We start from the raw sequence: 18,962 nt of genomic DNA on the forward strand, positions 1-18,962 counted from the left end.
TCTACGATATGTCTCTATCAACTGTCACCCCACGAGCCCGGAACCGAACCCTCCTCAGCCGAGCCGATGACCCCGCGCGGTCAGCACCGCGTGAGCGCGCCGCAATCGCTCGTGCCACCACTGCCGGCGGTCGTCGGCGGCGCGCAGCGTCGACGGAACGTCGAGGTCACCGGGCCCGAACCACCGTGGCCGCAGATGACCGTCGTCCGGGGTGCCGCCGTCCGGGGTGCCACCGTCCGGGGTGCCACCGTCCGGGGTGCCACCGTCGGCGACGTCTCCGGTGAACAACGAGCCGGTGCCGAGACCGCAGGCGAACGGTAGCTCGGGCAGCGCCGCGGCGGCCGCGACGCCGGCGGCGATGCCGACCGCGGAGTCCAGCGCACTCGAGATCACCACGGGCAGACCGATCTCCTCGGCCAGGGTGAGCACGGCCCGCATGCCGCCCAGCGGTGCGACCTTGAGCACCGCGATGTCGGCGGCTTCGGCGGCGACCACCCGCATCGGGTCGGCGGCCTTGCGGATCGACTCGTCGGCGGCGATCGGCACATCGACCGCCCGACGCACCGCAGCCAACTCCTCGACGGTGGCACACGGCTGCTCGGCATACTCGAGGTCGCCGATCGCCCGCAGCGCCGTGACCGCCTGTGCCACAGTCCACTTCCCGTTCGCATCGACGCGGACGCGGCCGATGAGCTCGCGTGTGGCGGCAACGCGCGCGACGTCGTCGTCGAGGGTCTGTCCCGGTTCGGCGACCTTCACCTTGGCCGTTCGCGCCCCGGGAAAACGGGCGAGAATGCCCGCGACCTCCGACGCGGGTACCGCGGGGACGGTGGCGTTGACCGGGACCCGATCGCGACGTGCGGGGGGTGGTCCGAGATAGGCCGCCTCGATTCCCGCCGCGAGCCACGCCGCGGACTCCTCGTCGTCGTACTCGACGAAGGGCCCGAATTCGCCCCATCCCGCCGGCCCCTCGACGATCATCACCTCGCGCGTGGTGATGCCCCGGAATCGGGTGCGCATCGGCAGGCTGAGCACCACCGCGTGCTCGAGCAGTTCCTCCGGCGTCGGCAACCTCTGACCGGTCACGATCCTCCTCACTGTCCAGACTGTTGAAACAAATCTGGAAACCCGTTCCTTCGTGCGATAAGGTCTCGCCATGACAGTGAATCAGGATTTCGACTCGGCGATCCGTGAGGCGCAGCCTGTCCTGGTCGAGGCCGGCCCCGAACACCCCGCTCCGGAGAACGACGCGCTGCCGACTCCGCGGCTCGGCGCGGACTCGCTGATCTGGAAGTTCTACGGCGACGTCCGCGGAATCCTCGGATTCCAGCGCCTCGCCGGCACCGAGAACTGCATCGAACAACTCGGACAGGGCGTGCTCGATCACTCGGTGATCTTCGACGACTTCCTCGGCCGCGCCCGCCGCACCGGCCCGCCCGTCATGCGCACCGTCTACAGCGCCGAACCCGCCAAGTGGGGGCGAACCGTGCGCGATTTCCATCGCGATATCAAGGGCACGATCAGCGACGGTTCGCGTTACCACGCGCTCAATCCCGAGCTGTTCTATTGGGCGCATGCCACTTTCGTCGATCAGGTGCTCTACATCACCGACACCTTCATCCGCAGGTTGTCCGAGGCGGAGAAGGAACAGATCTTCGCCGAGAGCAAGATCTGGTACGAGCTCTACGGCGTGAGCGCGCGCAGTCAGCCGCAGACCTACACCGAGTTCCGCGAGTACTGGGACTCCATGCTCGAGCGTTTCGTGCCGCACAAGACCGTCGTGTACGCCACCGGATACATCCGCAAGGGTCTGCCGCGGCCCCGCCGCATCCCGGCGCCGGTGTGGCGCGTCGTCTCCGCCCCACTCAACGCGTTCATCCGCACCGTGGTGGTCGGCACCCTTCCGCAGCAGATGCGAGATGTCTGCGACCTGGAATGGGATGCCAAGCGCGAAAAGAACTCCCAGAGGTTTGCCGCATTCATGCGGGCGCTCAACCCGGTGTTCAACCGGCTGCCGGTGCAGTGGCTGTATGTGCCGTGGGCCGCCGAGGCATGGGAGAAGGTCGGCGTCGACCCGCGGCCGCTGCACAACAAGCCGGCCGCGTAGGGGCCGGCACCGGCGTCACCGCGCGAGGAAAGCGCCTGCCTTCGCGGCGAATTCGCGACGACGGTCCCGATGGACCGAGTGGCCCGCGTCGATGATGTCGAAGCGGCCGTCGGGTAGGGCCTGCGCCAGGGACTGCAGATGCTGCGGCGGAAGGAAGCTGCGCGGACCACCGGAGATGACGAGGGTCCGGGCGGACACCGCGGCCAGACGGTCCCACCACTGCGGTTCGGCTCGCTCGAACTCGGTGCCGACCTGCGTTGCCACGGCACGATCGAATCGGACGACCGGCATCGGGTTGCGCATCAGGGCGCCGATACCGCGCACGCGTTCACCGAATCCCGACGACATGACGATCTCCTCGTCGAGGTCGTCCTGGTCGCGTGGCATCGGCGGTACCTCCTCGAGCACCAGCGACCGGACCCGGCCGGGATCGGTCATCGCCGCACGCAGTGCCGCATGCGCACCGAGCGAGTGACCAACCACATCAGCCCTCGCCACGTCGAACTCGTCGAGCACGAACCGCAGGTCGGCGGCGAAGGCCTCCAGCGTGTACTCGACGGCACGGCCACTACGGCCGTGTCCACGCAGGTCGACCGCGATGACCGCACGGCCTGCGCGGCGCAGGACCGACGCGAAGGGCCGCCAGGTGCCGTGGTCGCTGCCCATCCCGTGGACCAGCAGGACCGGCGGTGTCCGGCCGTCGGCGAGATCGCCGTCGACGGCAACCGCGAGGGTGAGCTCGCCGTGCTCGATGGGGCGCTGCAACAACCGCATTGGGCCCAAGTTACCAGCGTCGATACCTACCCGGACCGGCCCCCGCGGCCGCGATCACCGACCGCACGGAGGTTGGTAGCCCATGCCGCGCACATAGGTGTCCCACTCCTCCTCGGTGATCTGATCACCGACCTGCGCGCACTGCGCGTCGATGATCGCAGCGGTGTCGAGCTCCCACGACTCGATCACCCCTCCCTCACCGGCGGCGAGGATCCGATCGTCGGGCGCGAATCGCACGTCGTAGACCCGTCCGGGGAACGAGCGCATCACGACCTCCGCCGACCCACCGTCGGCGAGATTCCACACCCACACCTCCGAATTCCCACCACCGGCGATCACGTGGGAACCGTCGGCGGAGAAACCGGCGCTGTAGAGCTGGCCCGCCGGACCGGTCAACGTCGCGACGGTATGCGGCGCTTGCGGATTCGAGACATCGGCGACGACGACCGCACGTTCCTCCGAGGTCGCCACGATCCGGTCGCCGCGGGGGGCCGAGAAGCGCACCGCGAGCGCTGCGCCCTCGAAGTCGATCGGATGCGGATAGGCTCGCGGCGCAGCCGGATCGGTGAGATCCAGTAGTTGCACGACGCCGGTGGAGGTCGCCACCGCGAGCCTGCGACCGTCGGGACTCAGCGTCGTCCACCACACACCACCGCCGGCGTCGAAGGTCGAGACCACCTTGGGCGCAGCGAGATCCGAGGCATCGATGACGGTGACGATGTTGCTGTCGGTGGCCCCGGTCACGGCCAGATGCGACCGTTCGCTGTAGTCCACCGTCTCGTTGAGGGTGTGCTGCGCGTCGACCGTACCCACCAGATGCGGGTCGGCGGGATTCGACATGTCCGCGAACTGTACCGCGCCGGTGACCGTCCCCATGGTCGCGATCCGGCCCGACGGCGACATCGTCACCGCCCCCGAGTACACGATGCCCGGCGGCGGAACCAGATCCGGTCCCGCGCGGCGCAGTCCCCCGGACTCGATGTCCCACTGGGTGATCCGCCCATCGGTGCCGCTGTCGGCGGCGAGCAGCCGGGTCGTCGAGCCGTTCGCCGGGATCTGGTAGACGCTGTTGGTCCCGACCACCGTCCGATTCGACGTCGGCGGCCAATCCTGCACCCGCCCATCATCACTGGATGCGATCACATGGTCGCCGGCGAACACCACCGACACCGCGTTCGACGCGGCCGTCAGGATCCGCGGGGCGGCCGACGGGTTGGCCAGGTCGAAGATCCGCAGCGTGTTGTCGGCGCCCGCGCCCGCGATCTCGGTACCGGCGGCGTTGACGGCCACCGCCGTGACGTAACTGTCGAATCCGCCGAATCCCGCAACCTTGCGCGGAGCCGCCGGATCGGTGACGTCGACGACGTCGATGACGCGGCTGCGCAGTGCCGCCGCCAGCCGCGTACCGTCCGGCGTGTAGGTCAGGCCCTGCGCGAGTTCGTTGTCGCGCCACGCATCGAGTGGGATCTCCCCCGTCGCGACGATGGCGTCGCCGTCGATGCGCCACAGATCGATGCGACGGTTGGCGCTGCTCGTGGCCAGCGAGCGGCTGTCCGGGCTGAACGCGGCCGCGCCGGCGACTCCGGCGACCTTGCCCGGCAACGGCACCGGACGCCACGCCCCGGCCGAGTTCACCCATGCCTGCACCCCGACCTCGGGTACGGCGGCGACGACGAACCGACCGTCCGGACTCACCGTGATCGCGTTGACGTCGCCGCCGACGTCCGGAAAGTCGAAGGCGCGCACCGGGTGTGCGGGGTCGGCGACATTCCACGCGGTGAGGGTGCCGCGACCGCCCAGAAGAACCGTTGAGGTCCCCGGCAGGATCGCCACCCCACCCAATCGGCCTCCGCCACCCGGGGCGCGGAAGGTGGTGACCTGTCGGTCGATCCCGCGGTCGGACACGTCGAACACGCGCACCTGCCCACCACCTCCGGCGGCGACGAGCAGTGACACCGAGCGGGCCAGCAACACCGACCCGCCCTCACCGACAAAGCGGTTCGGGACACCGTGACCGGTCGCGTCGATCAACCGCGACCGCGCCTCGAGGGTCGGCGAGGTCTGATAGGCGACCATGGCCAACTGCGCGGCGAGAAACGGGTCGCGATCCTCCAACTCACTCGACTGGATGGCCAACTGTCGGCTCAGCGCCTGATTCCGGGCGGCCTCGGCCTGCTCGCGCTGACCGACCGCATGTACGCCGGTGATCACCGCGATGACCGCTGCGGTGACTGCGACGATGCCGAAGACCCCGGCGGTCAGCGCGATTCGGCGCAGCTGACGACTGCGGCGGCGCTCCTGGGCGTCCTGGGCGCGTACCCGCGCCTCACCGGCCTCCAGGAAGCCACGGCTGGCCTGATCCAGCGAGGAGCCGTCGTCGGCGAGCGGCCGGAACATCTCCAGCCGGGCCCGCAGCGGCAGCAGGTCGTCGGGCCGTCCGTTGGCCTCCCACGTGTCCCGCAGGGTTTGTAGTCGGCGCCGCAGCAACAGCCGTTCCCGGTCGGCGTCAATCCACTCGCCCAGCCGCGGCCAGGCCGTCAGCAGCGCCTCGTGTGCGACCTGGGCGTGCGAGGTCGTCACCGTGACCAGACGTGCCGCGGCGAACGTCTCGAGCACATGACGGTTGTCCCCGGCCGGGTCGTCGGCGTCGAGATCGGCGAGACGGACGGTGCGCCGGGTGACGGTCTCCTCGTCGACGTTGACCATTTCCAACAGGATTCGGCGCGCCACGTCCCGCTGCGCGTCGTCGAGTGAGTCATACACCGACTCCGCGGTCTGTTCGACGGCCCCCGAGATACGCCCGGTCGACACATAGTCGCGCACGGTGAGTCGTCGGCGATCGGACTTCTCCCAGGTTGCACGCAGGGCATGGGACAGCAGTGGCAGTACGCCCGCGCCGACCGGCCGCACGCTCGTCGACGGCGCCACGTCGTCGAGCAACATGGTCACCAGATCGTCGTCGACGGTGAGCCCGGCGACCTCGGCGGGTCGCACGATCACCTCCCGCAGCTGTGCGGGCAGCATCGGCGTGACGAGCAGCTGCGAGTCGGCCAGCACCGACGCGATGATCGGCCCGGCGGCGGCACGCTCGTAGAAGTCGGCGCGCAACACCCCAATCACCACGGTGCGCCGGCGCCCGGTGTACTCGGCCAGCCGGGTGGTCAGCCGTGCCCGCCCGGCGGAATCACCCTGGGTCCACAGCTCCTCGAGCTGATCGATCACAAGCAGCGCCGGACCGTCGCCGGGCGTCTCATCGAGTGTTGCGACGGCCTGCTCGAGTGCGGCGGCCGGATCGTCGCCGGGCTCCATGACTGCCGCGCGCCAGTCGATGAACGGCTCCTGCGTGCCGATGCGCGGTAGCAGGCCCGCCCGAACGAGCGATGACTTGCCCACCCCGGATGCCCCGACCACCGCGACGGCGTGCAGCCAGCCGGGCCCACCGTCTCCGACCGACTGGTCCGGCTCCGGGCCGGGACCGGGCACAGTCTCGGGAAGCCGGGAGCGCACCATGTCGGCGAGCCGGTCGATCAGCTCGTCGCGACCGAAGAACCAGGCCCCGTCGTCGGCCGAGAACGGCGCGAAGCCCCGGTACGGCGACACCGCCGACGCCGACCTGCGGGCGCGCCGCGACGACCGTTCGGCCGCGGCCCACCACCGCTGGACGTCGGCCTCCTCGACGACGCCGCACGTGGCCAGGACACGCTCGAACATCTCCCGGCTCGCCCGCGTCGGGGCGTGCTGTCCGGCGAACCACCCGGCGACCGTGCCCAGCAGCGCGCCGGCGTCGGACGCGACCTCGCGCACACTCATCCCGGACCGTTCGCGGAGCCCGGTGAGGGCGCGGCCGAGCTCGTCGCGGGTGTGCACAGCATCGGGTCCCATGGCGAGAAGAGTCCTTGTCGTCGGACCAGATTCGCGCTGGTCAGCGTATCGAGAAATGTATCGACTTCCGATTCTCAGCCACCGCGGCGCGCTTCGTCATCCCCTCCGCACCAAGATTGGTCCGCGCGGACTACACCGCGACGTCATCTGCGCGCCGGCGAGTAGGGCTGCGGCGCGAATCAATCAGGAGGTCATCATCATCCCCGGTACCGAGGAGCCACCGTTGCATCGGCGACCCCAGCACGATTCGCGACCCCACCTCGATCCCCGCCATCGCCACCTGTACGCGGTGAACCGTCCGGCGAGCCGACGTCCCGAGCTGTCGCGCCGTGAGATCGAGGTGCTCGTCGCCTGGCTGCACGCCGAGTCCAAACAAGAGGCCGCCAAATCACTGTTCATCAGTGTGTCGACGGTGAGCACCCACGTTGCCCGTATCCGGGCGAAGTACGAGTCGGCGGGCCGGGCGGCGAACACCAAGTCGGCGTTGTTCGCCCGCGCGATCCAGGACGGTTACGTCTCGCTCGACGAGTGGTGAGTTCGGTTACGGGCCCGCTCGTCTGACGGCACCTCGTCTGACGGGCCCTCGTCTGACGGGCCCTCGTCTGACGGCACCGTCGACGACGCGGTACCCGACCCGGAAGGGGGTCCGATGCCACGTCGTCGACGGTTCCGCCACGCACCCGCAGATCACCCCAGGCAAGGCGCCGCATCCCCTGTCGGCGCCTGTCCGGTGATCAGCGGTCCCGGAACCAGCCGGAGTTCTTGGCGCGCCAGACCATGTCCTGCCAATAACCCCACGTGTGAGTGCCCACGTTCGGGAAGTCGGAGGTGATCCGGATGCCCTGTAATGCGGCGGCCACCTCGAACGACCGGGTCTGCGCGAGTGCCACCGCCTCGAGCGGAGTGCCCTTCACGGAGTTGACGGCATCGGTGTTGTATCGGCCCCAGGCGGCCGATCCCGCGGCCACCCGGATCTTCATGCCGCGCATCCGTGGCAGCTGGACGAGCGCGTCGTTGCGCTGCCAGCGGTCGCTCCACGGCGGCCCCCACATCGCATCCGCGCTGAACGGACCCACCCCGGCTTCGACGCCCGCGTCGATCAGCGCCAGGCGCACGGCCTCGCGCATCGTCGGCGCCGACAGGTTCACATAGCCCGACATCGAGAACACATGCGAGATCCGGTTGCGGTGATACGCGCCGTAGATCATCGCCGATCCGCCACCCATCGAGATGCCCATGATGGCGTATTTGCCCCACGGTCCGACGGCGAGTCCGCGCGCATCCAGTGCGGCGACGATGCGGTCCAACCGGCACGTCCACATGTAGCGGTACTTGATCTTGTTGCCGGGGCTGGTGGTGTCCCAGTTGGTGTAGAAGCTCGCGAGTCCACCGACGGGTTCGACGACGTTGACGCCCGAGTCGGCCAGACGGGCGATGTTGGTCTCGTGACGCCAGCCGCTCATGTCGCTGGTGGCGCGCAGTCCGTCGAGGGCGATCACCGTCTTGTAGTTGCCCGGCCGGGCCCAGATGTCGACCGGGCTCGCGGGCATCCCGCACCCGCCGACCGAGATCCGGTTCAGCGATGCGGCATCTGCGTCACCGACACCACTGGACAGGGAGATCACCAACGCCGACGCCACGATGGTCGCGGCGACGATTCGCCGGCCCAGGCGCTTGTGGACCGACCGTCTCAGACTTGAACGCACGCCGAGGACATTAGGGCGGTGCGGACCGCTCTCACCAGCCTCGTGACCACAGGGCACCGACATTGAGACCAGCCAGTTACCCAAGTGGCAATTGTGACTGGATGTTACTAGTGTGACTCATAAGGTCTAGGTTGCTCTGAATTCGCTGAGCGAAACATGTGGAGAACCTGAATCGATTTCGATGTTCGGGCAACCGAGGCTACCGCCGGGTGGCACACTCAGGACTCAGACGGAGCATCCGGCCGATCAGCCGGGCTCATCGGCGAGAGGGCCGGCCATGGACAGCGACTCCACCCCGTTCCCGGACGCATCCGCCCCATTGCCAGGCGCATCCATTCCGGGCCGCGGAGTGAGCCGGCGCACCTTCCTCACCACGACGGCCGCCCTCGGCATCGGCGCGGTCGCCGGAACGGGCGTCGCCGGCATCGCATGGGGTGCTCCCCCACCGGACTGCGGCAGTCCGTCGGATTCGAGCAAGACGAACGGCCGTTTCTGGCTGTGGGATCAGGTCAAGGGGTGCACGCCCGCCCAGCCCGGGTCCAACCTCTACGTCAAGCAGATCTCGGCGAGTCCCAACCGCTTCTACGCGATCCGTCGAGGCGGCGACAACCCGCACGGCAACAACGACATGCTGCTCATGCCGACCAATCGCATCTCGGGTATCGAATGCAGCTACCTGCGCCACGATCCGCCCAACTGGTGGTCCGGTGCGTGGCGCGAGGCCGTCGCGAACATCCCGGCCAAGCCGTCCTCCCCGCTCGCACTCGGCGTCAACTCCAAGGACCGACGAGGCCAGGACCAACTCCACATCCACCTGTCCCAGGTCTTCTATCCGACGTTCAGTGATCTCCGGCAGATCCAACCGGTGACCAAGATCAGCGACTGGATGACGCCGCAGGCCAACGTCGAGCTACGCATCAACGATCGCCACAAGACCCCGCTGCGCAAGACCGCCTGGTTCCGGGTGGTCAAGTACACCGGGGCGTTGCCGAATCTGTTCGCCGAACTCGCGAAGGTCCTCCCGGCGACCGAGAGCATGGAACACCAGGTCGTCGGGGCAGTCTGGACCGGCATCGGGAGCACCTACTACCTGATCAACAGCACGGCACTGAAGACACCCAAGGGACCGGGGACGGGCCTGCTGGACTACATCTACAACTGGCCGGCCAACAAACCCTGACACATCGCCCCAGCTCACCGGATCGATATCTGTGAGCATCCGATGGAATCGGTCACGAATCGGCCACGGCAGGCCTTCACCACTGGCGCATTCGCACGCCGCGTAGATACTGAGATCACCTGACACGCAGTGACTCTCGGGCCGAGAAGCAGTAACCGAACGGCCGCCGCCGCAACGAGTGTCGGGCCTGCGCAACGTCGCGCCGGCCGACGATGCCTTTCCCCGCCTCGTGCAATCGGGCGGGTTCACCTCCGCGCATGCCTCGTGACGAGGCCGCGCACCGGGAGAAAGCCGGTGACACCATGAACGGTCCCGACACCTGGGGTATCCCCAGCACGACCTTCCTCGCCCTCTACGCCGTCATCTCGGTGGCGGCCCTCGCCGTCGTCATCGTGCGGCGACGTCCCGCCCACCAGCGGGTCGACGATCTCCCCGACCTCACTCCCGCACAGATCGGAGCATTGGCCTCCGAGGAGAATGCGGTCCTCGCCGCGGTCGCCCAGCTCCGGGCAGCCGGCTACATCACCTCGAATGGACGCGTGACCAATCGACTGAAAGCTGCACCCGCACAGAATGATCGGTTTGTGCGGGCGGTCGGTGACCGTTATGCGCGACGCGGCACGGGTGCCCTGCGTGACGTGTCGGCGCCGTTGCGGCAGGTGCACTCGGAACTCACCGAAGCGGGCCTGCGCCACGCACGCCGACGCGCGGTCGGGGTGGCCGTCCTGATTCCGGTACTCGTCCTCGGGCTGGCGCGGATCGTGGCCGGGCTCTCCCATCGCAAGCCGGTCGGCTATCTCGTCGTCATCGTGATATGCCTTGCTGCGGTGTGCATCTGGTGTGCCGTCCACCCTTGTGAGCGAACCGGGCGCGGCGATTCGGTGCTCACCGAACTGCGGCGGCGCCACCGGCTGCTCGCGCCGCAGTACCGGCCTGCGCTCGCCACTCTCGGCGCACACCACGCCGCGGTGGCCGCAGCCCTGTACGGCATCGAGGCCCTTACACTGCTCGATCCGCGCCTGGCCGCCGACCCGTCGCTCCGGCCGCCGACGACGGCCCCCGATCCGGTGATCGCCACGCCCACAACACCTGTCAAGCAGAAGGCCCGCTCGCGACGTGCCACGAGCAGCAGCGGGACATCGTGGTTCGGGTCCACCTTCTACGATGGCAGCGACGGCGGCTCGCATCACGGGGCTTCATCACACAGTTGCGGCGGAGGCTGGAGTGGCTGCAGCAGTGGCGGATCCAGCTGTGGGGGCGGTGGCGGCGGCTGCGGCGGGTGATCACCACGAGACGGGCACATCAGAGAAAGGGCTCCGCATGAACAGATCACGTAGTGCGTCGCAGGTCGCCGGTATCGGGATCGGCTGGCGCCCGGAGATCGCGGCCGTCGTCGACGGCCTCCCCGGCCTCGGATTCTGTGAGGTCATCGCCGAATCGGTGCCGTACATCGACGTCGAACCGCTTACGGCGCTGGGGGTGCCGGTGATCCCGCACGGCGTCGGCCTGTCGTTGGGCGGTGCCGAGCCGGTGACCGACGACCGGATCGACATCCTGGCCCGTGCGGCTCGCCGCCTGCGCTCACCGCTGGTCAGTGAGCACATCGCGTTCGTCCGAGCGGGCGGCGTCGAGGCCGGGCACCTGCTGCCCGTCCCCCGGACGCGCGAAGCGCTGGCAGTGTTGTGCGACAACATCACTCGCACCCAGGACCGGTTGTCGGTGCCGCTGGCGGTGGAGAACATCGCAGCACTGTTCTCCTGGCCCGACGACGAATACACCGAGGGTGAGTTCCTCACCGAGATCGTCGAGCGCACCGGGGTCCGACTGCTGCTGGACGTCGCGAATGTGTATGCGTGCGCCCGCAACTCGGGTGCCAACCCGGCCGTCGAACTCTCCCGGATGCCGCTCGAGGCGATCGCCTACTGTCACGTGGCCGGCGGCGAATCCGACGGGGTGCTCTATCACGACACCCACACCGCACCCGTTCCCGACGCGGTGCTCGACCTCGTCACCCGGCTCGCCGCCACCGGGCGCGCACCGGCGTTCATGCTCGAGCGCGACGGCCGGTATCCGCCGGTGACCGAACTCCTCGGTGAACTCGACGCGATCGCCGACGCCGCACGGATGGACCGGATCACCGTCGGCAGCCGCTGGTGGGCGGCGTCGTGACCGGCCTCGCCCGGCGGCAGGAAGCGCTCGTGCGCGCGCTCGTCACCGGTGCGCCGCCGCCTGCGGGCTTCGATCCGACGCGGCTGCGCGCCGTCGAGGACGCCCTGTTGCGCAAACGGTCCGGTGAGGCGGCCCGACATCTACCGCTGCTGTGCGCAGAACTCGGGGAGCGCAGGTTCACCGAGTTGTTCTGCGCGTGGGCGCGCCGGCGGGAGCGGGGCGGATCGTGTGCCGATGCCGCGGCGTTCGCCGCGCAGCTGCCCGCAGACGTAGCAGAAGGTCACGCGTAGGGCGAACCTTCTGCTACATCTGCGGCAGCATCGCCTGACGCAACGAGAAAGGCGCCCCAACCGCGAAAGCAGTTGGGGCGCCTTGATGACTCAGTGAGTCAGGGTGTCACTTGACGATCCGTGACGCAGGCCCGTGCCCACATGACAACGCTCTCACGCCACCACAGAGGGCACGGGAAATCGTCACTTGACGATCTTCGTGACTCGACCCGCACCAACGGTGCGGCCACCCTCGCGGATGGCGAAGCGCAGGCCCTCGTCCATGGCGACCGGCTGGATGAGCTTGACGCTCATCTCGGTGTTGTCGCCCGGCATGACCATTTCAGTGCCCTCTGGGAGGGTCACGACGCCGGTCACGTCGGTGGTACGGAAGTAGAACTGCGGACGGTAGTTGTTGAAGAACGGGGTGTGACGGCCGCCCTCGTCCTTGGACAGGATGTAGGCCTGGCCCTCGAACTCGGTGTGCGGGGTCGTGGTGCCCGGCTTCACGATGACCTGGCCACGCTCGACGTCCTCACGCTTGAGGCCGCGGAGCAGCAGACCGGCGTTGTCGCCCGCCTGCGCCGAATCGAGGAGCTTGTGGAACATCTCGATACCGGTGACGGTGGTCTTGGTGGACTTCTCGCGGATGCCGACGATCTCGACTTCCTCGTTCACGTTGACCTCGCCGCGCTCCACACGACCGGTGACCACGGTGCCGCGGCCGGTGATGGTGAAGACGTCCTCGACGGGCATCAGGAACGGCTTGTCGGTCTCGCGAACCGGATCCGGGATCGACTCGTCGACCGCGTCCATGAGCTCCTCGACGGACTTGACCCACTCCGGGTCACCCTCGAGGGCCTTGAGCGCCGACACCTTGACGACGGGGGCTTCCTCGTCGAATTCCTGGGCGGCCAGCAGTTCGCGGACCTCCATCTCGACGAGCTCGATGATCTCTTCGTCGTCGACCATGTCGGCCTTGTTCAGGGCGACCAGGATGTAGGGCACACCGACCTGGCGGGCCAGCAGCACGTGCTCACGGGTCTGCGGCATCGGACCGTCGGTGGCGGCAACCACGAGGATCGCGCCGTCCATCTGGGCAGCACCGGTGATCATGTTCTTGATGTAGTCGGCGTGACCCGGGGCATCGACGTGCGCGTAGTGACGCTTCTCGGTCTCGTACTCGACATGCGAGATGTTGATCGTGATACCACGAGCCTTCTCTTCAGGAGCCTTGTCGATCTGATCGAACGCGAAGCTCTTGTTGAGGGTCGGGTACTTGTCGTGCAGGACCTTGGTGATGGCCGCGGTCAGGGTGGTCTTGCCGTGGTCGACGTGACCGATGGTGCCGATGTTCACGTGCGGCTTGGTCCGCTCGAACTTCGCCTTCGCCACTTGATTGTCCTCCTGGACTTGTTGCTCTACTGGGCGGATCCCAGCAGGGGTTTTCTCTTACGTTGTTCGCGCCGTGTCACCACGACGTCGGTCGCCGTGAGCGCTTCGCGACAGACCGCGCAGCGAGTGAATTACTCGCCGGTGGCCTTCGCGATGATTTCCTTCGACACGTTCGCCGGAACCTCGGCGTACGAGTCGAACACCATGGAGTAGTTAGCCCGGCCCTGGGTCCGCGACCGCAGGTCGCCGATGTAGCCGAACATCTCCGACAGCGGAACCTGCGCCTTGACGACACGGGCACCGCTGCGCTCCTCCATGGCCTGGATCTGGCCACGGCGGGAGTTCAGGTCGCCGATCACGTCACCCATGTAATCCTCCGGAGTCGTGACCTCGACGGCCATGATCGGCTCCAGGATGACCGGGCTCGCCATCCGCGCAGACTCCTTGAGAGCCTGTGCGCCGGCGATCTTGAAGGCCATTTCCGAGGAGTCGACGTCGTGGTACTGACCGTCGAGCAGGGTGACCTTCAAGTTGACCAACGGATAACCGGCGAGCACGCCGTACTGCATCGCGTCCTGCGCACCGGCATCCACCGAAGGGATGTACTCGCGCGGCACACGACCACCGGTCACGGCGTTCTCGAATTCGTAGGTCGCACCATCCTCGGCGTCCACGAGGGGCTCGAGCTTGATGATGACCTTCGCGAACTGGCCGGAACCACCGGTCTGCTTCTTGTGCGTGTACTCGTGCTTCTCGACGGTCTTGCGGATCGTCTCGCGGTAGGCCACCTGCGGCTTACCGACGTTTGCCTCGACCTTGAACTCACGACGCATGCGGTCGACGAGGATGTCGAGGTGGAGCTCGCCCATACCGCCGATGACGGTCTGACCGGTCTCCTCGTCGAGGTGGACCGAGAACGTCGGGTCCTCTTCGGCGAGCTTCTGGATCGCGGTGCCGAGCTTCTCCTGGTCGGACTTGGTCTTCGGCTCGATGGAGACGTTGATGACCGGGTCCGGGAAGCTCATCGACTCGAGCACGATGGGTGCGTTCGGGTCGCACAGGGTGTCACCGGTGGTGGTGTCCTTGAGCCCGATCATCGCGTAGATGTGTCCGGCCCAGGCCTCGTCGACCGGGTTCTCCTTGTTGGCGTGCATCTGGAAGAGCTTGCCGATGCGCTCTTTCTTGCCCTTGGTGGCATTGAGCACCTGGGTACCGGCGCTGATGTGACCGGAGTACACCCGCACGAAGGTCAGCTTGCCGAAGAACGGGTGCGCAGCGATCTTGAACGCCAGAGCCGAGAACGGCTCGTCGGCGCTGGGCTTGCGAGAGAGGATCTCCTCCTCGTTGCCCACCGCGTGGCCCTCGACGCTCGGCACGTCCAGCGGGGACGGCAGATACGCGATGACGGCGTCGAGCATCGGCTGGATGCCCTTGTTCTTGAACGCCGAGCCACAGATCACCGGGTAGAACTCGCGGGCGATCGTGAGCTTGCGGATCGCGCCCTTGATCTCGTCCTCGGAGAGCTCCTCGCCACCGAAGTACTTCTCCAGCAACGCCTCGTCGCTCTCGGCGACGGTCTCGAGCAGCTTCTCGCGGTACTCGGCGGCCTGATCGACGAGATCGGCGGGGATCTCCTCGAAGGTCGGCTCCGCACCGATCTCGACGGTGCCGCGCCAGGTGATCGCCTTCTGGGTGATCAGGTCGACGACGCCGTCGAAGTTGTCCTCGGCACCGATCGGCAGCTGCAGGACGAGCGGCTTGGCACCGAGGCGCTCCTCGATGGTGCGCACGGTGAAGAAGAAGTCCGCACCGAGCTTGTCCATCTTGTTGACGAAGCAGATACGCGGCACGTCGTACTTCTCGGCCTGTCGCCAGACCTGCTCGGACTGCGGCTCGACGCCTTCCTTGCCGTCGAACACGGCGACCGCACCGTCGAGCACGCGCAGGCTGCGCTCCACCTCGACGGTGAAGTCGACGTGGCCCGGGGTGTCGATGATGTTGATCTGGTTCTTGTTCCAGAAACAGGTCACCGCAGCGGAGGTGATGGTGATCCCCCGCTCCTTCTCCTGCTCCATCCAGTCGGTCGTCGAGGCGCCGTCGTGGGTCTCACCGATCTTGTAGTTCACACCGGTGTAGAAGAGGATTCGCTCGGTCGCGGTGGTCTTGCCGGCATCGATGTGGGCCATGATGCCGATGTTGCGAACCTTGTTGAGGTCGCTGAGCACTTCCTGTGCCATCAAGTTCCCTTCGGGAAAGATTTCGGACTAAAGGCTGTCTTCATTTGTCAGCCCGGGCTCGCTGCGCTCGCCCCCACCCTCGCGGGCTCGGGTGGACTGGCCGGTCGTCGCTGCGCTCCGAGCGGCCAGTGCCCGGTGTTGAGTTCTTCTACCAGCGGTAGTGCGCGAACGCCCGGTTGGCCTCGGCCATCTTGTGGGTGTCCTCGCGACGCTTCACCGAGGCGCCCAGACCGTTGGAGGCGTCGAGCAGCTCGTTGGCCAGGCGCTCGACCATGGTCTTCTCGCGACGCTGCCGACTGAAGGTCACCAGCCAGCGCAGGGCGAGGGTGTTGGCACGGTTCGGCTTGACCTCGATCGGCACCTGGTAGGTGGCACCGCCGACGCGGCGGCTCTTGACCTCGAGGGTCGGCTTGACGTTGTCGAGGGCGCGCTTGAGGGTGACCACCGGGTCGGTGCCGGTCTTCTCGCGGGCTTGCTCGAGTGCGCCGTAGACGATGCGCTCGGCGGTCGACTTCTTGCCGTCCAGCAGGATCTTGTTGACCAGCTGGGTGACCAGCGGCGAACCGTAGACGGGATCGTTGATCAGCGGGCGCTTGGGTGCGGGTCCTTTACGTGGCATCGCTTATCAGCTCCCCTTCTTCGCGCCGTAACGGCTGCGGGCCTGCTTGCGGTCCTTGACACCCTGGGTGTCGAGCGAGCCGCGGATGATCCGGTAACGCACACCGGGGAGGTCCTTCACACGACCACCGCGCACGAGCACCATCGAGTGCTCCTGCAGGTTGTGGCCCTCACCCGGGATGTAAGCGGTGACCTCGACGGCACTGGTCAGGCGCACACGGGCAACCTTGCGCAGCGCGGAGTTCGGCTTCTTGGGGGTGGTGGTGTAGACGCGGGTGCACACGCCGCGACGCTGCGGGCTTCCCTTGAGCGCTGCGGTCTTCTTCTTCGCAGCCTTGTCATGACGGCCCTTGCGGACCAGCTGATTGATCGTTGGCACTGAGTATTTCTTCCTTTGTCGGCACGTTCGCCCGCACACGAGGTGGAGCGCTCGATGGTGTTGTCGTCGTGGTTTGTGCTCCGGGCAGGTCGTCGGAAACGGTCGAGACCGGACTTCCGGCGACCTCCACAACTCGCCCCACCAGGATGTAAGCCCTGGTCAGTACAGTTATTGCTACCCCGAGGTCGGGCGTGTCAAACACCCGACAGCGGAATCGCTTGTCAGTCCGGCCACCCCTCGCACGGGCGGGAGTTCCCATGCGAGCTGTCTACCTTCGTCGCCGTGGGCGTAAACCTCGGGCGGCGTGGGCAGGGCACGCGGACTGGCCCGGCTGTTGCCAGGCACCGACGGTCCACTCTACCGATGGGGTTCACACAGGTCAAAAATCGGATCCAGACGGCCAACACGACCGCAACCCGGAGTGATCGGCAGATGACCGGACGTGGTTGGTCAACCGCCTGACCTGCCCGAACATTCCCGCGCGAGAAAATCGGACACATGCGGCGCCGGGACGCGTACCGGAGGTGCTCAGTGGCCGAGAAAGGTTTTGAGCATCACGATGACCGCGGCGAGCCCGGCGGCGATCAGCCCGGCGATCAGCATGCGCATGTCGAGTCGATTGCCGCGGACGCGCTCGGTGACGATCGGGACCGAGGCGATCCGGATCACGATGACGCAGCCGGACACCAGCTGGGCGACCTGCGTCGGAATGAGGTCGTGATATCCGAGGGCCAGGATGATGGCGGGCCAGATCGCCGACGACATGATGGGCACCGCGTCGCGCAGCTCGTCGAGGATTTCGCGACGCAGGTCGGGGCGTTGGGCTGCGCCGTCGTTCACCTCGGCGCCCTCATCCACCCCGTCGGCGGCGCGATTGCCGCTCGTGCTCTCGTGCGCCTCCGGGATGTTGGCCCACGCGAGCAGGTCCGCGAAGACGTGCGCGATGTAGGTGGTCAGCCCGGTGCCGAGCACGATCAGCACAGCATGTCCCTCGTAGATGTCGCCGGCCGAGGCGAGGACGATCGCCGCCAACACCAAGAGGTTGCCGTAGACGTATGCCGAGAGCCGCGAGGCCGCCCGAGCAGGCGGCAGCGGTCCGCCGCGGCGCGCGGTGAGGACGCCGTACCACTGTGCGTGCGCACGGTTCCCGGTATCACTGGGTCCGGAATCGTTCACACCGGCACCGGGCGCGGCGTCGCTCACGAGGACGCCCGGCCCGGGCCGACGTCCTTGGCCTGGGGCAACGACACCTTCGATGATCCGCGGCGCGCCGGGTTGGACGGCGGCGGAACCATCGGCCCGATGTCGCCGTCGGGGGCGTCGTCGAGGTCGACGATGACCGGTGCGTGATCGCTGGGCTTGGATCCCTTGCGCGCGGCGCGGTCCACCCACGCCGCGGCCACCCGGGGTGCGGTGTCGGCGCCGGCGAGGATCAGATCGATCCGCATGCCGAGGTCCTTGTGGAACATTCCGGCACGGTAGTCCCAGTAACTGAAGACACGTTGGGACGGCCACCGTGTCCGCACCACGTCGGTCAGGCCGAGATCCTCCAGACCGGCGAGCGCCGCGCGCTCGGGTTCGGTGACGTGGGTGTGACCCTCGTAGGCCTTGGGGTCGAACACATCGGCGTCGGCGGGCGCGATGTTGATGTCGCCGCACAGCATCGTCGCGGCCGCCTCGGGCTCGACCACCTCCCGGAGCCGGTCGAGCCACGCGAGCTTGTAGCGGTAGTGATCGGAATCGGGCTCGCGGCCGTTGGGCACATAGAGGGAGTACACGCGCACTCCCCCGCAGATCGCCGACACCGCACGCGCCTCGGGCGGCGACTCGGGGTCGGGATAGCCTGGCGCACCGTCGAATCCGCGGCGCGCCTCGGACAGGCCGACCCGGGACAGGATCGCGACCCCGTTCCACTGCCCCTGCCCGACGTGGGCGAACTCGTAACCGCGATCGGTGAATTCGGGCCCGAGCACGGTGTCGAAGACGTCGTCGGAGAGTTTGGTCTCCTGCAGACACACCACATCGGGACGCCGCTCATCCAGCCAGGGCAACAGCCGTGGAATCCGCTGTTTCACCGAGTTCACGTTCCAGGTCGCCACACGCATGCGACCACGGTATCGCCGCCCGACAGAGCGCTCGCGACATCCCACCCCGCAGATCCGATCCGCCGAACAGAGGACCGAGGACGTGACCACCAAGGGTCGGGTGTGTCATCGTCGATCACAGACCCTGTCGATCACAGACCC

General features: G+C 67.6%; 16 protein-coding genes. 6 read left to right on the forward strand and 10 right to left on the reverse strand.

The window, feature by feature from the left end; genetic code table 11:
- Window positions 1-54 precede the first annotated feature (54 nt).
- Window positions 55-1,086 carry an o-succinylbenzoate synthase gene (locus J6U32_RS22485; protein ID WP_208792203.1) on the reverse strand — a complete coding sequence of 344 codons (1,032 nt, stop codon included), beginning with the start codon at window positions 1,084-1,086 and terminating at the stop codon, window positions 55-57.
- A gap of 70 nt (window positions 1,087-1,156) precedes the next feature.
- Between J6U32_RS22485 and J6U32_RS22490 the strand changes: the two genes are divergently transcribed.
- On the forward strand, window positions 1,157-2,107 hold the full coding sequence (locus J6U32_RS22490; RefSeq protein ID WP_208792204.1) for an oxygenase MpaB family protein: 951 nt from the start codon (window positions 1,157-1,159) through the stop codon (window positions 2,105-2,107).
- Between the two features lie 15 nt (window positions 2,108-2,122).
- Here the strand turns inward: J6U32_RS22490 and J6U32_RS22495 are convergent, their stop codons facing one another.
- Both J6U32_RS22495 and J6U32_RS22500 read right to left on the reverse strand, forming a co-directional pair.
- Window positions 2,123-2,881 carry an alpha/beta fold hydrolase gene (locus J6U32_RS22495; RefSeq protein ID WP_208792205.1) on the reverse strand — a complete coding sequence of 253 codons (759 nt, stop codon included), beginning with the start codon at window positions 2,879-2,881 and terminating at the stop codon, window positions 2,123-2,125.
- A 54-nt stretch (window positions 2,882-2,935) separates the two neighbouring features.
- Entirely contained in the window at window positions 2,936-6,763 is a 3,828-nt protein-coding gene (locus J6U32_RS22500; protein ID WP_208792206.1) for a hypothetical protein, read from the reverse strand.
- A gap of 55 nt (window positions 6,764-6,818) precedes the next feature.
- On the opposite strand from J6U32_RS22500, the gene J6U32_RS22505 reads away from it, so the two are divergent.
- Complete coding sequence (locus J6U32_RS22505) at window positions 6,819-7,298, forward strand: helix-turn-helix transcriptional regulator (protein ID WP_348273368.1); 480 nt, start codon at window positions 6,819-6,821, stop codon at window positions 7,296-7,298.
- Between the two features lie 199 nt (window positions 7,299-7,497).
- Here the strand turns inward: J6U32_RS22505 and J6U32_RS22510 are convergent, their stop codons facing one another.
- Window positions 7,498-8,469: an alpha/beta hydrolase gene (locus J6U32_RS22510; protein ID WP_208792207.1), complete on the reverse strand. Its 972-nt coding sequence runs from the start codon at window positions 8,467-8,469 to the stop codon at window positions 7,498-7,500.
- A 277-nt stretch (window positions 8,470-8,746) separates the two neighbouring features.
- Between J6U32_RS22510 and J6U32_RS22515 the strand changes: the two genes are divergently transcribed.
- The 4 genes from J6U32_RS22515 (at window position 8,747) to J6U32_RS22530 (ending at window position 12,108) form a co-directional block, all read left to right on the forward strand.
- The gene (locus tag J6U32_RS22515; RefSeq protein WP_208792208.1) at window positions 8,747-9,649 is read left to right on the forward strand and encodes a CDP-diacylglycerol diphosphatase; all 903 of its coding nucleotides are present in this window, start codon (window positions 8,747-8,749) and stop codon (window positions 9,647-9,649) included.
- Between the two features lie 257 nt (window positions 9,650-9,906).
- Complete coding sequence (locus tag J6U32_RS22520; RefSeq protein ID WP_244332296.1) at window positions 9,907-10,932, forward strand: TIGR04222 domain-containing membrane protein; 1,026 nt, start codon at window positions 9,907-9,909, stop codon at window positions 10,930-10,932.
- Between the two features lie 37 nt (window positions 10,933-10,969).
- On the forward strand, window positions 10,970-11,818 hold the full coding sequence (locus J6U32_RS22525) for a DUF692 domain-containing protein (protein ID WP_208792209.1): 849 nt from the start codon (window positions 10,970-10,972) through the stop codon (window positions 11,816-11,818).
- Entirely contained in the window at window positions 11,815-12,108 is a 294-nt protein-coding gene (locus tag J6U32_RS22530) for a hypothetical protein (protein ID WP_208792210.1), read from the forward strand. Before J6U32_RS22525 ends, J6U32_RS22530 begins: the two co-directional genes overlap by 4 nt.
- A gap of 183 nt (window positions 12,109-12,291) precedes the next feature.
- On the opposite strand, the gene tuf is transcribed toward J6U32_RS22530, so the two are convergent.
- The 6 genes from tuf to J6U32_RS22560 form a co-directional block, all read right to left on the reverse strand.
- Window positions 12,292-13,482 carry an elongation factor Tu gene (gene tuf, locus J6U32_RS22535; RefSeq protein WP_006367846.1) on the reverse strand — a complete coding sequence of 397 codons (1,191 nt, stop codon included), beginning with the start codon at window positions 13,480-13,482 and terminating at the stop codon, window positions 12,292-12,294.
- 131 nt (window positions 13,483-13,613) lie between these two features.
- Complete coding sequence (fusA, locus tag J6U32_RS22540; protein WP_208792211.1) at window positions 13,614-15,719, reverse strand: elongation factor G; 2,106 nt, start codon at window positions 15,717-15,719, stop codon at window positions 13,614-13,616.
- A 148-nt stretch (window positions 15,720-15,867) separates the two neighbouring features.
- Window positions 15,868-16,338, reverse strand: a complete 471-nt coding sequence (rpsG, locus tag J6U32_RS22545; protein ID WP_005199940.1) for a 30S ribosomal protein S7 — start codon at window positions 16,336-16,338, stop codon at window positions 15,868-15,870.
- A gap of 6 nt (window positions 16,339-16,344) precedes the next feature.
- Entirely contained in the window at window positions 16,345-16,716 is a 372-nt protein-coding gene (rpsL, locus tag J6U32_RS22550) for a 30S ribosomal protein S12 (protein ID WP_006367844.1), read from the reverse strand.
- 528 nt (window positions 16,717-17,244) lie between these two features.
- Complete coding sequence (locus tag J6U32_RS22555; RefSeq protein WP_425324085.1) at window positions 17,245-17,919, reverse strand: hypothetical protein; 675 nt, start codon at window positions 17,917-17,919, stop codon at window positions 17,245-17,247.
- Window positions 17,916-18,821, reverse strand: coding sequence for an exodeoxyribonuclease III (locus tag J6U32_RS22560; protein ID WP_208792212.1), 906 nt, complete (start codon window positions 18,819-18,821; stop codon window positions 17,916-17,918). Before J6U32_RS22560 ends, J6U32_RS22555 begins: the two co-directional genes overlap by 4 nt.
- Window positions 18,822-18,962: the final 141 nt, after the last annotated feature.

Origin of the sequence: Gordonia polyisoprenivorans, assembly GCF_017654315.1 — a bacterium.
Classification (GTDB): Bacteria; Actinomycetota; Actinomycetes; order Mycobacteriales; family Mycobacteriaceae; genus Gordonia; species Gordonia polyisoprenivorans_A.